General features: G+C 68.9%; 15 protein-coding genes. 10 read left to right on the forward strand and 5 right to left on the reverse strand.

Annotation, left to right across the window (positions count from 1 at the left end):
• Window positions 1-15: 15 nt before the first annotated feature.
• From sufC to lepB, 6 genes are all read left to right on the forward strand, one after another.
• On the forward strand, window positions 16-786 hold the full coding sequence (sufC, locus tag AC069I_RS42365; protein WP_007029703.1) for a Fe-S cluster assembly ATPase SufC: 771 nt from the start codon (window positions 16-18) through the stop codon (window positions 784-786).
• 39 nt (window positions 787-825) lie between these two features.
• A complete protein-coding gene (locus AC069I_RS42370; protein ID WP_478227548.1) occupies window positions 826-2,112 on the forward strand; it encodes a cysteine desulfurase in 1,287 nt (428 codons plus the stop codon).
• Window positions 2,112-2,561, forward strand: coding sequence for a Fe-S cluster assembly sulfur transfer protein SufU (gene sufU, locus AC069I_RS42375; RefSeq protein WP_007029705.1), 450 nt, complete (start codon window positions 2,112-2,114; stop codon window positions 2,559-2,561). The genes AC069I_RS42370 and sufU overlap by 1 nt, the downstream gene beginning before the upstream one ends.
• Window positions 2,558-2,965: a metal-sulfur cluster assembly factor gene (locus AC069I_RS42380; protein WP_034311811.1), complete on the forward strand. Its 408-nt coding sequence runs from the start codon at window positions 2,558-2,560 to the stop codon at window positions 2,963-2,965. Before sufU ends, AC069I_RS42380 begins: the two co-directional genes overlap by 4 nt.
• A gap of 154 nt (window positions 2,966-3,119) precedes the next feature.
• Complete coding sequence (locus AC069I_RS42385) at window positions 3,120-3,449, forward strand: YnfA family protein (RefSeq protein ID WP_125687586.1); 330 nt, start codon at window positions 3,120-3,122, stop codon at window positions 3,447-3,449.
• 106 nt (window positions 3,450-3,555) lie between these two features.
• A complete protein-coding gene (gene lepB, locus AC069I_RS42390) occupies window positions 3,556-4,278 on the forward strand; it encodes a signal peptidase I (RefSeq protein ID WP_478267877.1) in 723 nt (240 codons plus the stop codon).
• Here the strand turns inward: lepB and AC069I_RS42395 are convergent.
• On the reverse strand, window positions 4,202-6,166 hold the full coding sequence (locus AC069I_RS42395) for an ABC1 kinase family protein (RefSeq protein ID WP_478267878.1): 1,965 nt from the start codon (window positions 6,164-6,166) through the stop codon (window positions 4,202-4,204). The two genes, lepB and AC069I_RS42395, sit on opposite strands and share 77 nt — an antisense overlap.
• A gap of 13 nt (window positions 6,167-6,179) precedes the next feature.
• Window positions 6,180-7,394, reverse strand: a complete 1,215-nt coding sequence (locus AC069I_RS42400) for an MFS transporter (protein ID WP_478227551.1) — start codon at window positions 7,392-7,394, stop codon at window positions 6,180-6,182.
• Between the two features lie 93 nt (window positions 7,395-7,487).
• On the opposite strand from AC069I_RS42400, the gene AC069I_RS42405 reads away from it, so the two are divergent.
• Genes AC069I_RS42405 through AC069I_RS42415 form a run of 3 tightly spaced genes read left to right on the forward strand, consistent with a single transcriptional unit; the run spans window position 7,488 to window position 9,946 of the window.
• Window positions 7,488-8,057 (forward strand): TetR/AcrR family transcriptional regulator, encoded by a 570-nt coding sequence (locus AC069I_RS42405; RefSeq protein WP_340683088.1) that lies wholly within the window; start codon window positions 7,488-7,490, stop codon window positions 8,055-8,057.
• A gap of 9 nt (window positions 8,058-8,066) precedes the next feature.
• Window positions 8,067-9,296 (forward strand): sensor histidine kinase, encoded by a 1,230-nt coding sequence (locus AC069I_RS42410; protein ID WP_478267879.1) that lies wholly within the window; start codon window positions 8,067-8,069, stop codon window positions 9,294-9,296.
• On the forward strand, window positions 9,293-9,946 hold the full coding sequence (locus AC069I_RS42415; RefSeq protein ID WP_478227554.1) for a response regulator: 654 nt from the start codon (window positions 9,293-9,295) through the stop codon (window positions 9,944-9,946). Before AC069I_RS42410 ends, AC069I_RS42415 begins: the two co-directional genes overlap by 4 nt.
• A gap of 225 nt (window positions 9,947-10,171) precedes the next feature.
• On the opposite strand, the gene cysC is transcribed toward AC069I_RS42415, so the two are convergent.
• A complete protein-coding gene (cysC, locus tag AC069I_RS42420) occupies window positions 10,172-11,998 on the reverse strand; it encodes an adenylyl-sulfate kinase (protein ID WP_478227555.1) in 1,827 nt (608 codons plus the stop codon).
• Window positions 11,998-12,906, reverse strand: a complete 909-nt coding sequence (gene cysD / locus AC069I_RS42425) for a sulfate adenylyltransferase subunit CysD (RefSeq protein ID WP_478227556.1) — start codon at window positions 12,904-12,906, stop codon at window positions 11,998-12,000. Before cysD ends, cysC begins: the two co-directional genes overlap by 1 nt.
• A gap of 77 nt (window positions 12,907-12,983) precedes the next feature.
• On the opposite strand from cysD, the gene AC069I_RS42430 reads away from it, so the two are divergent.
• Complete coding sequence (locus AC069I_RS42430; protein ID WP_478227557.1) at window positions 12,984-13,451, forward strand: nuclear transport factor 2 family protein; 468 nt, start codon at window positions 12,984-12,986, stop codon at window positions 13,449-13,451.
• A gap of 41 nt (window positions 13,452-13,492) precedes the next feature.
• Here AC069I_RS42430 and AC069I_RS42435 read toward each other — a convergent pair whose 3' ends face one another.
• Window positions 13,493-14,371 (reverse strand): helix-turn-helix domain-containing protein, encoded by an 879-nt coding sequence (locus tag AC069I_RS42435; RefSeq protein ID WP_478227558.1) that lies wholly within the window; start codon window positions 14,369-14,371, stop codon window positions 13,493-13,495.
• Window positions 14,372-14,444 lie beyond the last annotated feature (73 nt).

A 14,444-nucleotide genomic window follows, 5' to 3' on the forward strand; every position in this document is an offset into this window, starting at 1 on the left:
GACTTTAGGAAAGAAATGCCTACGCTGGAAATCAAGGATCTGCACGCCTCGGTCACGACCGAGGAGGGCCCCAAGGAGATCCTCAAGGGCGTCAACCTGACCATCAAGTCGGGCGAGACCCACGCGATCATGGGCCCCAACGGTTCGGGCAAGTCCACGCTGTCCTACGCCATCGCCGGTCACCCCAAGTACGAAGTCACCTCCGGGCAGGTCCTGCTCGACGGTGAGGACGTGCTGGAGATGAGCGTCGACGAGCGCGCCCGCGCGGGCCTGTTCCTCGCCATGCAGTACCCGGTCGAGGTTCCGGGCGTGTCCATGTCCAACTTCCTCCGCACCGCGGCCACCGCGGTCCGTGGCGAGGCCCCCAAGCTGCGCCACTGGGTCAAGGAGGTCAAGGAGGAGATGGGCAAGCTGGAGATCTCGTCCGAGTTCGCCGAGCGTTCGGTGAACGAGGGCTTCTCCGGCGGCGAGAAGAAGCGCCACGAGATCCTGCAGCTGGCGCTGCTCAAGCCGAAGATCGCCATCCTCGACGAGACCGACTCCGGCCTCGACGTCGACGCGCTGCGCGTCGTGTCCGAGGGCGTCAACGAGTTCAAGGCCAACAACGACGCCGGCGTCATGCTGATCACGCACTACACGCGGATCCTGCGGCACATCACGCCCGACTTCGTGCACGTCTTCGCCGGCGGCAAGATCGTCGAGTCCGGCGGCCGTGAACTCGCGGACGAGCTGGAGGAGAACGGGTACGTCAAGTACACCGGCTCCGCCGAGACCGCCGCCGTCTGATCACTGAACTTCACGACTACACCGAGAGGAGTTGGCCCGATGACCACCACCACGGCTAACTCTGTACCGCTGGACGTAGCGGCCATCAGGGCCGACTTCCCGATCCTGACCCGCACGGTGCGGGACGGGAAACCCTTGGTGTATCTGGATTCCGGTGCGACGTCCCAGAAACCGGCGCAGGTGCTCGAAGCCGAGCGCCGGTTCCTGGAGACCTCGAACGCCGCGGTGCACCGCGGCGCGCACCAGCTCGCCGAGGAGGCGACCGACGCCTACGAATCCGCCCGCGTGCGGATCGCGGAGTTCGTCGGCGCCTCCCCGCACGAGCTGGTGTTCACCAAGAACGCCACCGAGGGCATCAACCTCGTCGCCTACGCGATGAGCAACGCCGCCACGGCCGGTCCCGGGGCCGAGCGGTTCAAGATCGGTCCCGGCGACGAGATCGTCATCACCGAGATGGAGCACCACGCGAACCTGGTTCCGTGGCAGCAGCTCAGCCAGCGCACCGGCGCGACGCTGAAGTGGTTCTCCGTCACGGCGGACGGCAGGCTCGATCTGTCCAATGTGGACGAACTGATCACCGAGCGGACCAAGGTGCTCGCGTTCACGCACCAGTCCAACGTGCTCGGCACGATCAACCCGGTCGACTTCCTGGTGAAGAAGGCCCGCAAGGTCGGCGCGCTGGTCGTGCTGGACGCCTGCCAGTCGGTGCCGCACTTCCCGGTGGACCTGCACGCGCTGGACGTCGACTTCGCCGCTTTCGCCGGGCACAAGATGGTCGGCCCCTACGGCATCGGTGTCCTCTATGGACGCCGTGAGCTGCTCGAAGCGATGCCGCCGTTCCTGACCGGCGGCTCGATGATCGAGCTGGTCCGCATGGAGCAGACCACCTTCGCCGCGCCGCCGCAGCGGTTCGAGGCGGGCACCCCGATGACGTCGCAGGCCGTCGGCCTCGGCGCGGCCGCCGACTACCTGTCTGCGATCGGCATGGACCGGGTCGCCGCGCACGAACACCTCCTCACCGAGGCGGCGCTCGCCGGGCTCGGCGAGATTCCTGGCGTGCGGATCATCGGCCCCACCGACATGACCGACCGCGGCGGACTGGTGTCGTTCGTCATCGACGGCGTCCACCCGCACGACTCCGGTCAGGTGCTGGACAGTCTCGGTGTCGCCGTCCGCGTCGGGCACCACTGCGCGTGGCCGCTGCACCGGGCCTGCTCGGTGCCCGCGACCGTGCGCGCTTCGTTCTACGTCTACAACACACTGTCCGAAGTGGACGCTTTGGTGAACGGTGTGCGTGAGGCGCGGAAGTTCTTCGGGGTGGCGTGATGAACCTCGAAAGCATGTACCAGGAGATCATCCTGGATCACTACAAGAACCCGCACGGCCGTGGCCTGCGCGAGCCGTTCGACGCCGAGTCGTTCCAGGTCAACCCGACCTGCGGCGACGAGGTGACGCTGCGGGTGAAGGTCGACGACGGGAAAGTCGCCGACGTCTCCTACGAGGGACAGGGCTGTTCGATCAGCCAGGCTTCCACGTCGGTCTTGACGGATCTCGTCGTCGGGCACACCGTGGAGGAGGCGTTCACCACCATGGACGCCTTCGTCGAGCTGATGCAGGGCAAAGGGCAGATCGAACCCGACGAGGACGTGCTGGAGGACGGCATCGCCTTCGCCGGCGTGGCCAAGTACCCGGCCCGCGTGAAATGCGCCCTGCTCGGGTGGATGGCGTTCAAGGACGCCGTCGCCCGCACGACCAACGGAGTTGAGACGGCATGACCGAACAGCAGACCGAAACCCGCGAGGGGCGCACGGCCGCCGACCTCGACGCCGAGACCGCCGCCGCCCCGGATGCCGCCGACGTGGCGAAGGTCGAGGACGTCGAAGAGGCGATGCGCGACGTCGTCGACCCCGAACTCGGCATCAACGTCGTTGACCTCGGGCTGGTCTACGACATCCGGGTCGAGGCGGACAACACCGCCACCATCGACATGACCCTGACGTCCGCGGCCTGCCCGCTGACCGACGTCATCGAGGACCAGACCGGTGCCGCGCTCGTCGGCGGGGGAACCGGGCTGGTCAAGGACTTCCGGATCAACTGGGTCTGGATGCCGCCGTGGGGCCCGGAGAAGATCACCGACGACGGCCGCGAACAGCTGCGGGCGCTCGGCTTCACCGTCTGACCTCTTTGCGCGTGAAGGCCCCCTTCCCTCGGGTCACCCGAGGGAAGGGGGCCTTCACGCGCTTCTCTGCCAAGGTCAACGCCATATAGTCACCCTTTCGTATAACGACCTATACGGCTCGGCGACGGCGCGCGCGTCGCAATAAGCTCCCGGCATGATCGTCCGGTCCATCGCGCTGTTCGCGCTCGCCGCGCTGCTGGAGATCGGCGGAGCCTGGCTGATCTGGCAGGGCGTCCGGGAGCACCGCGGCTATCTCTGGATCGGCGCGGGCGTCGTGGCACTCGGTCTCTACGGCTTCGTCGCGACACTCCAGCCCGACGCGAACTTCGGCCGCATCCTCGCCGCGTACGGAGGAGTGTTCGTCGCGGGTTCGCTGGCGTGGGGGATGGTCGCCGACGGCTACCGGCCGGACCGCTACGACGTCATCGGTGCCTTGATCTGCCTCGCCGGGGTCGGGGTCATCATGTACGCGCCCCGGGGTTGAGCCGGGACCATCGGCGCTATTCTGCGCTGTGACCGAAACGGACTTCCCCGCTCCGCCCCCCGAAAGACCCGGGCCGAAGCGAAGATTCTCCCCGCTCCTGTTGGTGATGATCCTGGTGGCGATCGTCGGCGTGGGCACCGGCGGATATGGGTTCTGGACCCTGCTGAGCTACCGCATGGTGAGCGTCCCCAGCACCGGGATGGCGCCCACGATCCCGCCGGGGTCGGTCGTGCTGTACCGCTGGACCGCTCTCCCCGAAATCCCTCGCGGCTCGGTCGTCCTCATGGATCTCGCCGCGTTTCCGGACGCGGCACCCGGCGATGGCCGGATCGTCAAGCGGGTGATCGGTGTCGGTGGTGATCAGGTCGTCTGTTGTACGAACGACAACCTGATCACCGTCAACGGGAAGCCGGTCAAAGAGCCCTACACCGAGGACGACAACGGGTACGGCCGCAAGGAGCACATGCCGTTCAGCGTCCAGGTTCCGCCGGGCGCGGTGTTCGTCGCGGGGGATCAGCGGAACAACTCCCGGGACTCGCGGCTCTACGTCGGCATGTCGGGCGACGGTGCCGTCCCCCTCTCCAAGGTTTACGGAGTCGTCGTCGGCATGGGGAGCACCCTGAGCGCCGAGCCCTTTTCGCAGACCACGGCTTTCGTCGAAGCGGGACTTCCCGGGGATCCCGTGTCCGACACCGGATTCCGTAGCTCGCGGAACCTCGCGTTCGCCGGCACCGGACTCGTCGTCCTCGGTGTCATCGGGGCGATCGTGATCGTTGTCCGCTCCGCCGGAAAACGACGAAGAGCAGCCGCAATCCCACCAGCGCACTGACCACCAGCAGGTTGTAGCCGAACATCTGGTGCAGCGTGACCCCGTCCAGGACCTCCGGACCGGTCGCGCTGCCCAGCAGCAGCACGGCCATCAGCCCGGTGGCCACGCCGACGAACGCCAGCAGGATCTCGTGCACCAGTCCGGTGACCACGTCGCGGTCGCGTTCGTCGGAGAACAGCCGGACGTTGACCGAAAGCCTGCCCTGTTCCAGCGCGTTGCCGATCCGGTCGACGCGGCGCGGCAGCCGCCGCAGCACCGGCAGCAGCGCCATCAGTTCGTTGGTGGCCGTGGACCGCAGCGATTCCGGTCGCAATCCGGCACCGACCTGCTCGGCGGCGTAGGCGCGGGATTCGACGACGATGTTGAACCCCGGTGCCAGCGCGGCCAGCGTTCCCTCCAGGGTGGCCAGCGCGCGGAACACCGCGGCGATCGGCGGGGGCACGCGGAGCCGGAAGTCGGCGATCACCCGGAACAGGTCGGTGAACATGTCCAGATCCGGCGCCTGTCCGTGGTTGAAATGCTTGGCCACCAAGGAACCCAGTGCCCGCTCCAGGCGTCGTTCCTCGATCTCGTCCGGCCGGTCGACGATCTCCAGCAGACCGTCGCGCAGCGCGGCCGGGTCGCCGCGGTCGAGCGCGAGGATGAGGTTCTGCAGCCCGCCGCGCAGGCCCGAGTCGAGCCGTCCGACGGAGCCGAAGTCGAGCAGGCCGAGCCTGCCGTCGGTGAGCAGCAGGACGTTGCCGGGATGCGGGTCGGCGTGGAAGACACCGCTGCCCATCACCTGGCCGAGCACGCACCGCAGCATCGACCGCGCGAGGTCGGCCCGTTCCGCGGCCGGGACCTGCTCCCGCGCGGCGGCGAGCGGCTTGCCTTCGAGGCGCCGCATCACCAGGACCCGTTCGGTGGACAGTTCTTTGTGGACGGTCGGCAGCGCGACCTCGGTGCCGGGGTACGCCGCGGCGACCGCTTCGATGTTCCTGGCTTCGGTGCGGAAATCGAGCTCTTCGACCAGCGCGTCGGCGAATCCCTCGGCGAGGTCGACGACGCCGAGCGAACGGGCCCAGCCCGCGCGCAGGTCCAGCGCGGCCGCCACCCGGCGGATGATGTCGAGGTCCCGGTCGACCAGCGCCTGCACACCGGGCCGCTGCACCTTGACGACCACTTCCTGTCCGTCGCGCAGCTTCGCCCGGTAGACCTGCGCGATCGACGCGGCCGCGATCGGTTCCGGGTCGAACTCGGCGAAGATCTCGTCCGGGTTTCCGCCCAGTTCCTCCCGCAGCACTGTCGCGACCTCGTCGGCGTCGGCGAAGGCGACCTGATCCTGGAGTTTGCTGAGCTCGTCGACGAACACCGGCGGCAGCAGATCGGACCGCGTCGAGAGCAGTTGGCCGAGTTTCACGAACGTCACGCCGCCCTCCTCCAGCGCACGCCGCAGCGATCGCGCCAGTTTGGCGTGCCGGACCTGGGCGAGGCCGGGTTCGCGACGGCCGGTGAGGTACCGGCCGAGGCCGTGCTTGATCGCGATCCGGGTGATCTGCGAGTAGCGCCGCGTCCGCGCCGCGCGGCGGCGAAGTGACCGGATCCTGCCGATGAGCCCCAGCCCGGAGCCCGACGGCAGCGCGAGTTCCGCGACGAACAGGAAGATCAGCGTCGCGAGGAACGCGCCGCCCAGCACCGGGATGACCAGCCCGGCGAAGGCCCCGCCCATGTACATCGGCGAGGGGAACGCGCTGAGGATGCCGCCCGCGACCAGCCAGCCGAAACCGGCGGCGCAGAACGCGCGGATCACGCCGATCCGCACACCCAGCACGCGGCGGGCGGCGACCACGAGCGGCCACAGCATCAGCGCGTAGACGGGCAGGGTGAGCAGGCCGAGCAGCAGGTTCATGCCGAAGAGCACATCACGCGCAGTCCGCGGGGGATTCCCGCTCCGGCGGGACGGTACTCACCCTTGAGAGGGAGCGGGCCCCGAAGTTGTACGTCGTGGTCGCCTCCCGGGGCGCGAACAGGACACCGAGAACGGCGATCGCCGCCGCCACGAGAAAGCCCGTACGGAGGTCGAGGAGATCGCCGAGGAGACCGATGAGTGGTGCCCCGGCGGCCTGGCCGAGCGCCAATGCCAGGAAGGCCACACCGACACCGAACGCGGGTGCCGTCGGGTAAGCCCTGGTGCCCCAGAGGATCAGTACACCGGTCAGTCCGATGTAGACGGCCCCGAAGAGCGCGGCCGCGATGACGAGCGCGGGGAGCGACCGAGTGGCGAGGGCGAAGAGCGCCGTGGCGGAGGCGAACAGGATCATCCCCGCCGACCAGGCCCGCCGCAGTCCCGCCCGGGAGGTCAGTTCGGCGGTGAACGCGCCCGCCAGGCCGACCGCGCCGAGGACGATCCACACCACCGTCGACGCGGTCTCGTCGAGCCCGCCGGCGCTCACGGCGATGTCCCGGCCGAACGTCCAGATCGCGGCGCTTGCCAGGCCGAGCGTCGCGGCGGCGGGCAGCAGCCGCCCGGTGGCGGGTGGGAAGAGCGGCACCGGCAGGCCCCGCGCGCGGTCTTCCTTGACCGGCGGCACGACCCGGGCGATCCACAAGGTCACCAGCGCCGAGGCCGCGGCGAAGGCCCACCAGGCCATTCGCCAGTCACCGATGGCGAGCAGGGAGACCGGGCCGGAGATCAGCACGCCGAGCCCGGTCCCGGCGTTCACCACGGACTGGGCACGGTCACGGCGGGTTGCCCGGACGACGCGTGAGACCGCGTCGGCGAGCGAAGGGGAGGCCAGGCCTGTGCTGGCGCCGGCGAGGACGACACCGAGCGCGAGCACGGCGGCGTTCGGCGCGGCCGCGATCAAGGCGGTTCCCGCGGTGGCCGTCGTCCCGGCGGCGAGCGCACCCGCCCGCGCTCCCCAGCGGGTCGTGATGGCGGTCGAGGCGACTACGGCGAGGCAGTACGCGACGTAGCTTCCCGCCGCGATGGCACCGAGAGCGCTGCCGTCGAGGTCGAATTCCGTCCGGAGAGTCGGCGCGAAGAGGCCGTACGCGTACCGCGCGAGTCCGTAGGAGACCGCGATCAGCGACAACCCGGCCGCGGTGAGGGTCAGTTCGCGTTTGTATGAAGACACCAGCTGCTCTCCTTCCTGTGTATACCGATCGGTATACTTCGGGAGTGTTCCCGCATTTCGCGTACACGTCAACCGATCGGTATAGTCGGAACCATGCTGACCCCAGCCGGCGAGCGTGTCCTGAGCGCCGCGAGTGAGCTTTTCTACCGCGAGGGCCTCAACGCGGTGGGCGTCGCGGCCGTGGCCGAAGCCGCCGGCGTCACGAAGAAGACCCTGTACGCGTGCTTCGGGTCGAAGACGGAGCTCACCGTCGCGTACTTGCGACGTCGTCACGACGTCTGGTGGGCGTACCTCGAAGAGCGGCTGGCCGAAGCCGATCGTCCTCGGGCGCTCGTGGTCTTCGACGCGTACATCGATCACCCCCGGCTCGGGAGCGACCGGGGTTGCGCGTTCCTGAACGCGGCCGCCGAACTGCCCGCTGGGCATCCCGGACTCGACGTGATCCGGCGGCATAAGGCGGCGGTACGGGCGAAGTTCGCCGAGCTCCTCCGCGAGGACGCCCCCGGCGCGGCCGATCCGGAGCGGCTCGCGGAACAGCTCTTCCTCCTGCTCGAGGGCGCTGTCGCGCACACCGGCATCGACGGGGACGCGCACCGCGTCACGCTCGCGAGGGAGATCGCGGAGATACTCGTGAGGGATACGCGCGAAGCCGGCGCACGCTAGAAAGAGCGCATGCGACTTTTCGGCCCGCTCGTCGATCGGGCGACCTACCGCCGGTGGGTGTACTTCATCCTCGGTGGCGCGCTGAGCGTGCCGTACATCCTCTTCGCGGCCATCGTGGTGCCGTCGTTGCTTCCCCTCGTCGTGACGGTGGAACGCGGCATCTCCGTCGCGATGATCACCGTCGTCCTGGTGATGGTCGCGTCGTCGTTCATCCCCGCCGTCCGGGTGCTGGAGGGCGCGGCCGTGCGGGAACTCCTGGACGATCCCGTCCCCGGCGTGACGTTCGGACCCGCGTCGAGCTGGCCCGTCCGGCTGCGGTCGACCGCGATGTTCCTGCTGCACGTGAGCACCGGCTGCGTCGTCAGTCTGGTGAGCCTGGTCGTCCCGGTCGCGTTCGGGTTCACGATCGCGGCCCCGTTCACCGGCCGGATCGCACTGTCCGCCGAGGACCCGATCGAGGTGCCGAAGGGCTGGGCGAGCGCGTGGATCCCGCTGGCGTTCCTGTTCGGCGTCGTCGCGCTGGCCTACGTCGTGTGGGGAGCGGGCGCGGTGCTGACCCGCTGCGCCAAGAGCCTGCTGGGGATCTCGGCCGCGGAGCGGATCGCCCAGCTGGAGAAGCGCACCGAACAACTCGCCGAACGCAACCGGCTCGCGCGCGAACTGCACGACTCGGTCGGGCACGCGCTGAGCGTCGTGACCATCCAGGCCGGTGCCGCACGCCGCACACTGAGGTCGGATCCCGATTTCACCGAGCAGGCGCTGACCGCCATCGAGGACTCCGCCCGCGCCGCGCTGGACGACCTCGACCACGTGCTCGGGCTGCTACGTGACGAGGCGTCGTCGAGGACCCCGCAATCGGGGCTGGCGGAGCTGTCCGCGCTGGTCGAGGCGACACGGCTGGCGGGCGCCGAGGTGGCGGCGGAGGTGCGGGGTGAACCGTCCTCGGTGCCGCCGGTCGTCTCCCGTGAAGCGTACCGGATCCTGCAGGAATGCCTGACGAACGCGCTGCGGCACGCCGGTAAGGTTCCGGTGACGGTCCTCGTCGACGCCGGAACGGAGCTGTTGCGCTTGCGGGTGTCCAACCCGCTCGGCGCCGCGGCGCCTTCTCGCGACGGGGGCGGCCGGGGGCTGAGGGGAATGACGGAACGGGTGGAAGTGCTCGGAGGCACGATCACCGCGGGCCGTGCGGACGGATTCTGGAAGGTCGAGGTGGCGGTGCCATGGGGGAAACGGCGATGAGCATCGGGGTACTGCTGGTCGACGACGAACAGCTCATCCGGGCGGGGCTGCGGGCGATCGTCGCCTCCGAGCCCGACCTCGAGGTCGTGGGTGAAGCGTCCGACGGCGCCGAAGTGCCGGGGCTGGTCTCGCGGTTCCGGCCCGACGTCGTGCTGATGGACGTCCGGATGCCTTCGGTCGACGGGATCCGCGCGACCACCCATTTGATGTCCACTATGGACAATCCGCCGAAGGTGATCGTGGTGACCACCTTCGAGAACGACGACTACGTCTACGACGCCCTGCTCGCCGGTGCGAGCGGCTTCCTGCTGAAGCGGGCCCGGCCCGAGGAGATCGTCGCGGCGATCCGGACGGTGGCGGCGGGGGAGTCGCTGCTGTTCCCGGCCGCGATCCGGCGGCTGGCCGCGCGACAGGCGAACCGGGGCCCGCAGGACGGTCTCGCCGGCGCCGGGCTCACCGAACGCGAAAGCGAGGTGCTGCGGCTGATGGCGGGCGGACTGTCCAATGTGGAGATCGCGGGCGAGCTGTACCTTGGCGTACAGACGGTCAAGACGCATGTGGGGAACGTGCTCGCGAAACTCGGCGCGAGAGACCGGACGCAAGCGGTGATCAAGGCCTACGACACCGGATTCGTCACACCGGCGGGCTGAACGGGGCAGGGGTCCGGAGTGGACAGGCAACGTCGATCGCCGTTGCCTGCTGGGGGCTGGGCACGGTCGCCGCCGCGGGCGCCGTGCTCGGGACGGCGCAGGTCGCTCAGGCCGCCGAAGAGTCCGAATCAGACACGCCCGCTCGGTCGAGTCGGTGCTTATGTCGCGAAAGCCACTTTCGCAACGCGCCTTGTTCCTGGGTGATGCGGGGAAAGCGTCCTTCCGCTACTCCAGGGCGGCGAGGATCAGCGCGGCCATCGCGGCCGGATCCCCGTTTTCCGGGCGCAGCACCAGATCCGGGCTCTCCGGCTGCTCGTAAGGAGCGTCCACCCCGGTGAACCCGCTGATCTCACCCGCCCGTGCCTTCGCGTACATCCCCTTGGGGTCGCGGTCTTCGCAGACTTCGAGCGGGGTGTCGACGAAGACTTCGAGGAACGGCAGCCCGGCCGCCTCGTGCGCGGCGCGGGCCAGTTCGCGGTCGGCCCGGTACGGGCTGATCAGGGAGACCACCGACACCACCCCGGCGTCGGCGAACAGCTTCGCGACTTCGGCGACGCGACGGACGTTCTCGGCGCGATCGGCGGGGCTGAAGCCGAGGTTCCCGTTCAACCCGTGCCGGAGGTTGTCGCCGTCCAGCAGGTACGCGGGCCTGCCGGACGCGACCAGCCGCCGCTCCAGTTCCACGGCCACACTCGACTTCCCGGACGCGGAAAGCCCGGTGAGCCAGACGGTCAGCCCGCGTGTCGCCCGTTCCGTCCTGCTGACCGCGGCGGTGTGCCAGACGACGTTCGAAGCGGTCACGCCCGGGCCGGTGATCATGCCGGCCGCGACCGTCGCCCCGGAGTGCTCGTCGACGAGGAGGAAGCCACCGGTGGAGCGGTTGCGGCGGTAGGAATCGAACAGCAGCGGCTGCCGTGCGCGCAGCCGGATCCGGCCGATTTCGTTCAGTGACAACGACTCCGCGGTCTCGTCACGGTGCAGGGTGGTGACGTCGAGCCGGTAGTCCAGTTCGCGGATCTCGGCCTTGGTCTCCCGGGTGGTGTGCCGCACGACGTAGGTGGAGCCGGGTTTCAGCGCCCCTTGTTCGGAGAACCAGCACACCATCGCGTCGACGTCCCTGCTGGTGTGGGGACGGTTTCCGGGGCGGCAGATCAGGTCACCACGGCCGAGGTCGAGGTCGTCTCCGAGTTCGATCGTGACGGCCTGCGAGGCGAAGGCCTCGGTGACCGTGGTGCCGCCCGGGCCCCAGATCGCGCGCACCGTCGTGGTGAAGCCGGACGGCAGCACGGCGACCTCGTCGCCGGGTTTGAACACCCCGCCCGCGACTGTTCCCGCGTAGCCGCGGAAGTCGCGGCTGTGCTCCCGGATCACGTACTGCACGGGGAATCGCGCGTCGATGAGATTGCGATCCGAGGCGACATGCACCTGTTCCAGGTGGTGCAGCAGGGAAGTCCCTTCGTACCAGGGCATACTGGCGCCCCGGTGCACGACGTTGTCGCCGTGCAGCGCCGACATCGGCACGAAGGTGAGATCGTGCACCTGGAGTTTCATGGCGAAGCGGCGGAATTCCTCGCGGATCTCTTCGAAGCGCTGCTGAGACCAGCCGGCCAGGTCCATCTTGTTGACACACAGCACCAGATGCGGGATGCCCAGCAGGCTGGCCAGGAACGCGTGCCGCCGCGACTGTTCGAGCACGCCCTTGCGGGCGTCGATCAGGATCAGCGCGAGATCCGCGGTGGACGCCCCGGTGACCATGTTCCGGGTGTACTGCACGTGCCCCGGCGTGTCGGCGATGATGAACTTCCGCCGGGGCGTGGCGAAGTAGCGGTGGGCGACGTCGATGGTGATGCCTTGTTCGCGTTCCGCGCGGAGACCGTCGGTCAGCAGCGCGAGGTTCGGGTACGCCTCGCCGCGGTCGCGGCTGGTGCGTTCGATGGCTTCGAGCTGGTCGGTGAACACCGTCTTCGAATCGAACAGCAGACGGCCGATCAGGGTCGATTTCCCGTCGTCGACACTGCCCGCGGTCGCGAGGCGGACCAGCGAAGCGCTCATCAGAAGTAGCCTTCCTTCTTCCGGTCTTCCATGCCCGCCTCGGAGATCCGGTCGTCGGCGCGGGTGGCGCCGCGTTCGGTGAGCCTGCTGACGGCGACCTCGGCGACCACCTCACCCGGCGACGTCGCCGTCGACTCGACGCAGCCGGTGCAGGTCGCGTCGCCGACGGTCCGGAAACGAACCGTTGCCTCGTAAGGACTTTCGCCTTCGTTCAGGGTGAGGAACCGGGTGTGCGCGAGCAGCATCCCGTCCCGCTGGACGACCGGACGCCGATGCGAGTAGTAGATCGACGGCAGGTCGACGTTCTCGGCTTCGACGTACTGCCAGATGTCGAGTTCGGTCCAGTTCGACAGCGGGAAGACGCGGATGTGCTCGCCCTTGCGGTGCCTGCCGTTGTAGAGGTCCCAGAGTTCCGGCCGCTGATTGCGCGGGTCCCACTGGCCGAACTCGTCACGGAAGCTGAACACGCGCTCCTTCGCGCGGGCCTTCTCCTCGTCGCGCCGCGCTCCGCCGAACACGGCGTCGAAGGTATGCTCGCGGATTCCCCTGAGCAGGGCGGCGGTCTGAAGACGGTTGCGGCCGGCCTTCGGGTCTTCGACGACCCGGCCGGCGTCGATGTCGTCCTGGACGCTGGAGACGACGAGCCTGAGCCCGTACCTGTCGACGGTGCGGTCACGGAATTCGACGACCTCGTCGAAGTTGTGCCCGGTGTCGACGTGCATCACCGGGAACGGCGGCGGTGACGGCCAGAACGCCTTGGCCGCCACGTGGAGCATCACCATCGAGTCCTTGCCGCCGGAGAACAGCAGCACCGGCCGTTCGAAGGTCGCCGCGACCTCGCGGAAGATGTGCACGGCTTCGGCTTCCAGTGCTTCGAGGTGGGTGAGCTCGTATGCCGGGGACGCCATCGTGACCTCCGTGGTTCGAGATCAGAAAAGTAGAACTAGTTCTTGTGCTTGGTCAAGGGCTGGGGGACGCTGTCGGCATGGACCTGGTCGCGCTCGAAGAGATCCGTCGCCTGAAAGCCCGCTACCTCCGCTGCCTCGACCTCAAGCTGTGGGACGAGATGGCCGAGACCCTGACCGCCGACGCGCACGCGCGCTACGGCACGCCGTCGTACGGCAAACCACTGACCTTCGAAAGCCGCGAAGCGATCGTCGAGTTCTTCCGGAACGCGGTCGGCCCCGGCGTCACGACGGTGCACTTCGCCGGCCAGCCGGAGATCGACGTCGACGGCGACACCGCGACGGGCACGTGGCTGATGCGGGACAAGGTGATCGTGCCCGAACACCGGGTGGTGATCGAGGGCGCCGCGTACTACGAGGACACCTATCGGCGGGTGGACGGCGTGTGGCTGACCGCCTCGACCCAATACGACCGGCTGTACGAGACGATGATGTCGATGGACGACGTGCCGAGCCTGAAGCTCACCGCGAACCGGTGGGCTTCCTGACCCGCACGAACCCGGAACACGCGACTATCGCATTCAGAGGGCTAAACGCGGGGGTGGCGGCCTCCGGATTCGGCGGTGACGGCGTCGGCGGTGGCGACCAGCGCCGCGCCCCGCCGCGCGATCTCCGCGCCGGTGATCGGTTCGCCGACCGAGAGCGTGAGCACGAGCTCTTGCCGTCCCGAAGCGTCGAACGTCGGCGCGGCGAGCAGGCTCACCGCGTGCTTGCGGCGCGGCTCCAGATCGGCGCCGAGGTAGACGCGCTCGCCTAGGCTCGACACGAGTTCTCCCACCAGGCCCCGCACTTCCGGCGGGAGTTCCTCCGCGCCGACGCCCGCCATCAGCGCGTAGAGCCGCCGCCCCGCGGCCGTCAGGCTCTCCACCAGGTAACCGTGCTCCCGGCATTCGGCGACGACGCGACGCAGGTGCGCTTCGTCCAGCCGCACCGGAACCGCCGGCGGTTTGGCGAGCCACGCGTCGAACGCCGCGTCGGAATCCCACAGCACGTACATCAGGCCGACCGGCGGCGCGAACGGGTAGGTCTCGCCCAGTTTGATCCGGCCGGGACCGGCGCTCTGCAACATCAGAATCCGGTCGCCGACCACGGCCGACGCCGTGCACGTGGTGCCGTATCGCCTGCTCAGCTCCTCCAGATGACGGCGCGCGACCGCGCTCGCACCGAATCCTTCGCTCGCGACGCGGCCGGCGGCGACCATCGCCGGTCCGAGCCGGTACGTGACCGGCTGAGGGTCCCGGATCAGATAACCGCCCGCCGTCAGCTCGGTGACGATGCCGAGACAGGTCGGTTTGGCCAGGTCCAGCCGGCGGGCGAGTTCCGACAGGCCGAAGCGACGGCCTGGGTGCGCGGCGAAGAAGTCGAGCAGCCGCACGACTCGCTCGGTGGGCGGTGAGCGCCGGGTCATTGACCCATCCTTAGAACGCGTTCTAGTCTGATGACACGAAGAACGTACCAGGCCGGTACGTATTTGTACCAGT

It is taken from the genome of Amycolatopsis sp. NPDC043885, assembly GCF_056435685.1.

Bases quoted from the DNA above. Each gene is read 5' to 3' on its own strand.
- sufC (WP_007029703.1), top strand. From the start codon at position 16: ATGCCTACGCTGGAAATCAAGGATCTGCACGCCTCGGTCACGACCGAG.
- AC069I_RS42370 (WP_478227548.1), top strand. From the start codon at position 826: ATGACCACCACCACGGCTAACTCTGTACCGCTGGACGTAGCGGCCATC.
- sufU (WP_007029705.1), top strand. From the start codon at position 2,112: ATGAACCTCGAAAGCATGTACCAGGAGATCATCCTGGATCACTACAAG.
- AC069I_RS42380 (WP_034311811.1), top strand. From the start codon at position 2,558: ATGACCGAACAGCAGACCGAAACCCGCGAGGGGCGCACGGCCGCCGAC.
- AC069I_RS42385 (WP_125687586.1), top strand. From the start codon at position 3,120: ATGATCGTCCGGTCCATCGCGCTGTTCGCGCTCGCCGCGCTGCTGGAG.
- lepB (WP_478267877.1), top strand. From the start codon at position 3,556: ATGATCCTGGTGGCGATCGTCGGCGTGGGCACCGGCGGATATGGGTTC.
- AC069I_RS42395 (WP_478267878.1), bottom strand. From the start codon at position 6,166: ATGAACCTGCTGCTCGGCCTGCTCACCCTGCCCGTCTACGCGCTGATG.
- AC069I_RS42405 (WP_340683088.1), top strand. From the start codon at position 7,488: ATGCTGACCCCAGCCGGCGAGCGTGTCCTGAGCGCCGCGAGTGAGCTT.
- AC069I_RS42410 (WP_478267879.1), top strand. From the start codon at position 8,067: ATGCGACTTTTCGGCCCGCTCGTCGATCGGGCGACCTACCGCCGGTGG.
- AC069I_RS42415 (WP_478227554.1), top strand. From the start codon at position 9,293: ATGAGCATCGGGGTACTGCTGGTCGACGACGAACAGCTCATCCGGGCG.
- cysC (WP_478227555.1), bottom strand. From the start codon at position 11,998: ATGAGCGCTTCGCTGGTCCGCCTCGCGACCGCGGGCAGTGTCGACGAC.
- cysD (WP_478227556.1), bottom strand. From the start codon at position 12,906: ATGGCGTCCCCGGCATACGAGCTCACCCACCTCGAAGCACTGGAAGCC.
- AC069I_RS42430 (WP_478227557.1), top strand. From the start codon at position 12,984: ATGGACCTGGTCGCGCTCGAAGAGATCCGTCGCCTGAAAGCCCGCTAC.
- AC069I_RS42435 (WP_478227558.1), bottom strand. From the start codon at position 14,371: ATGACCCGGCGCTCACCGCCCACCGAGCGAGTCGTGCGGCTGCTCGAC.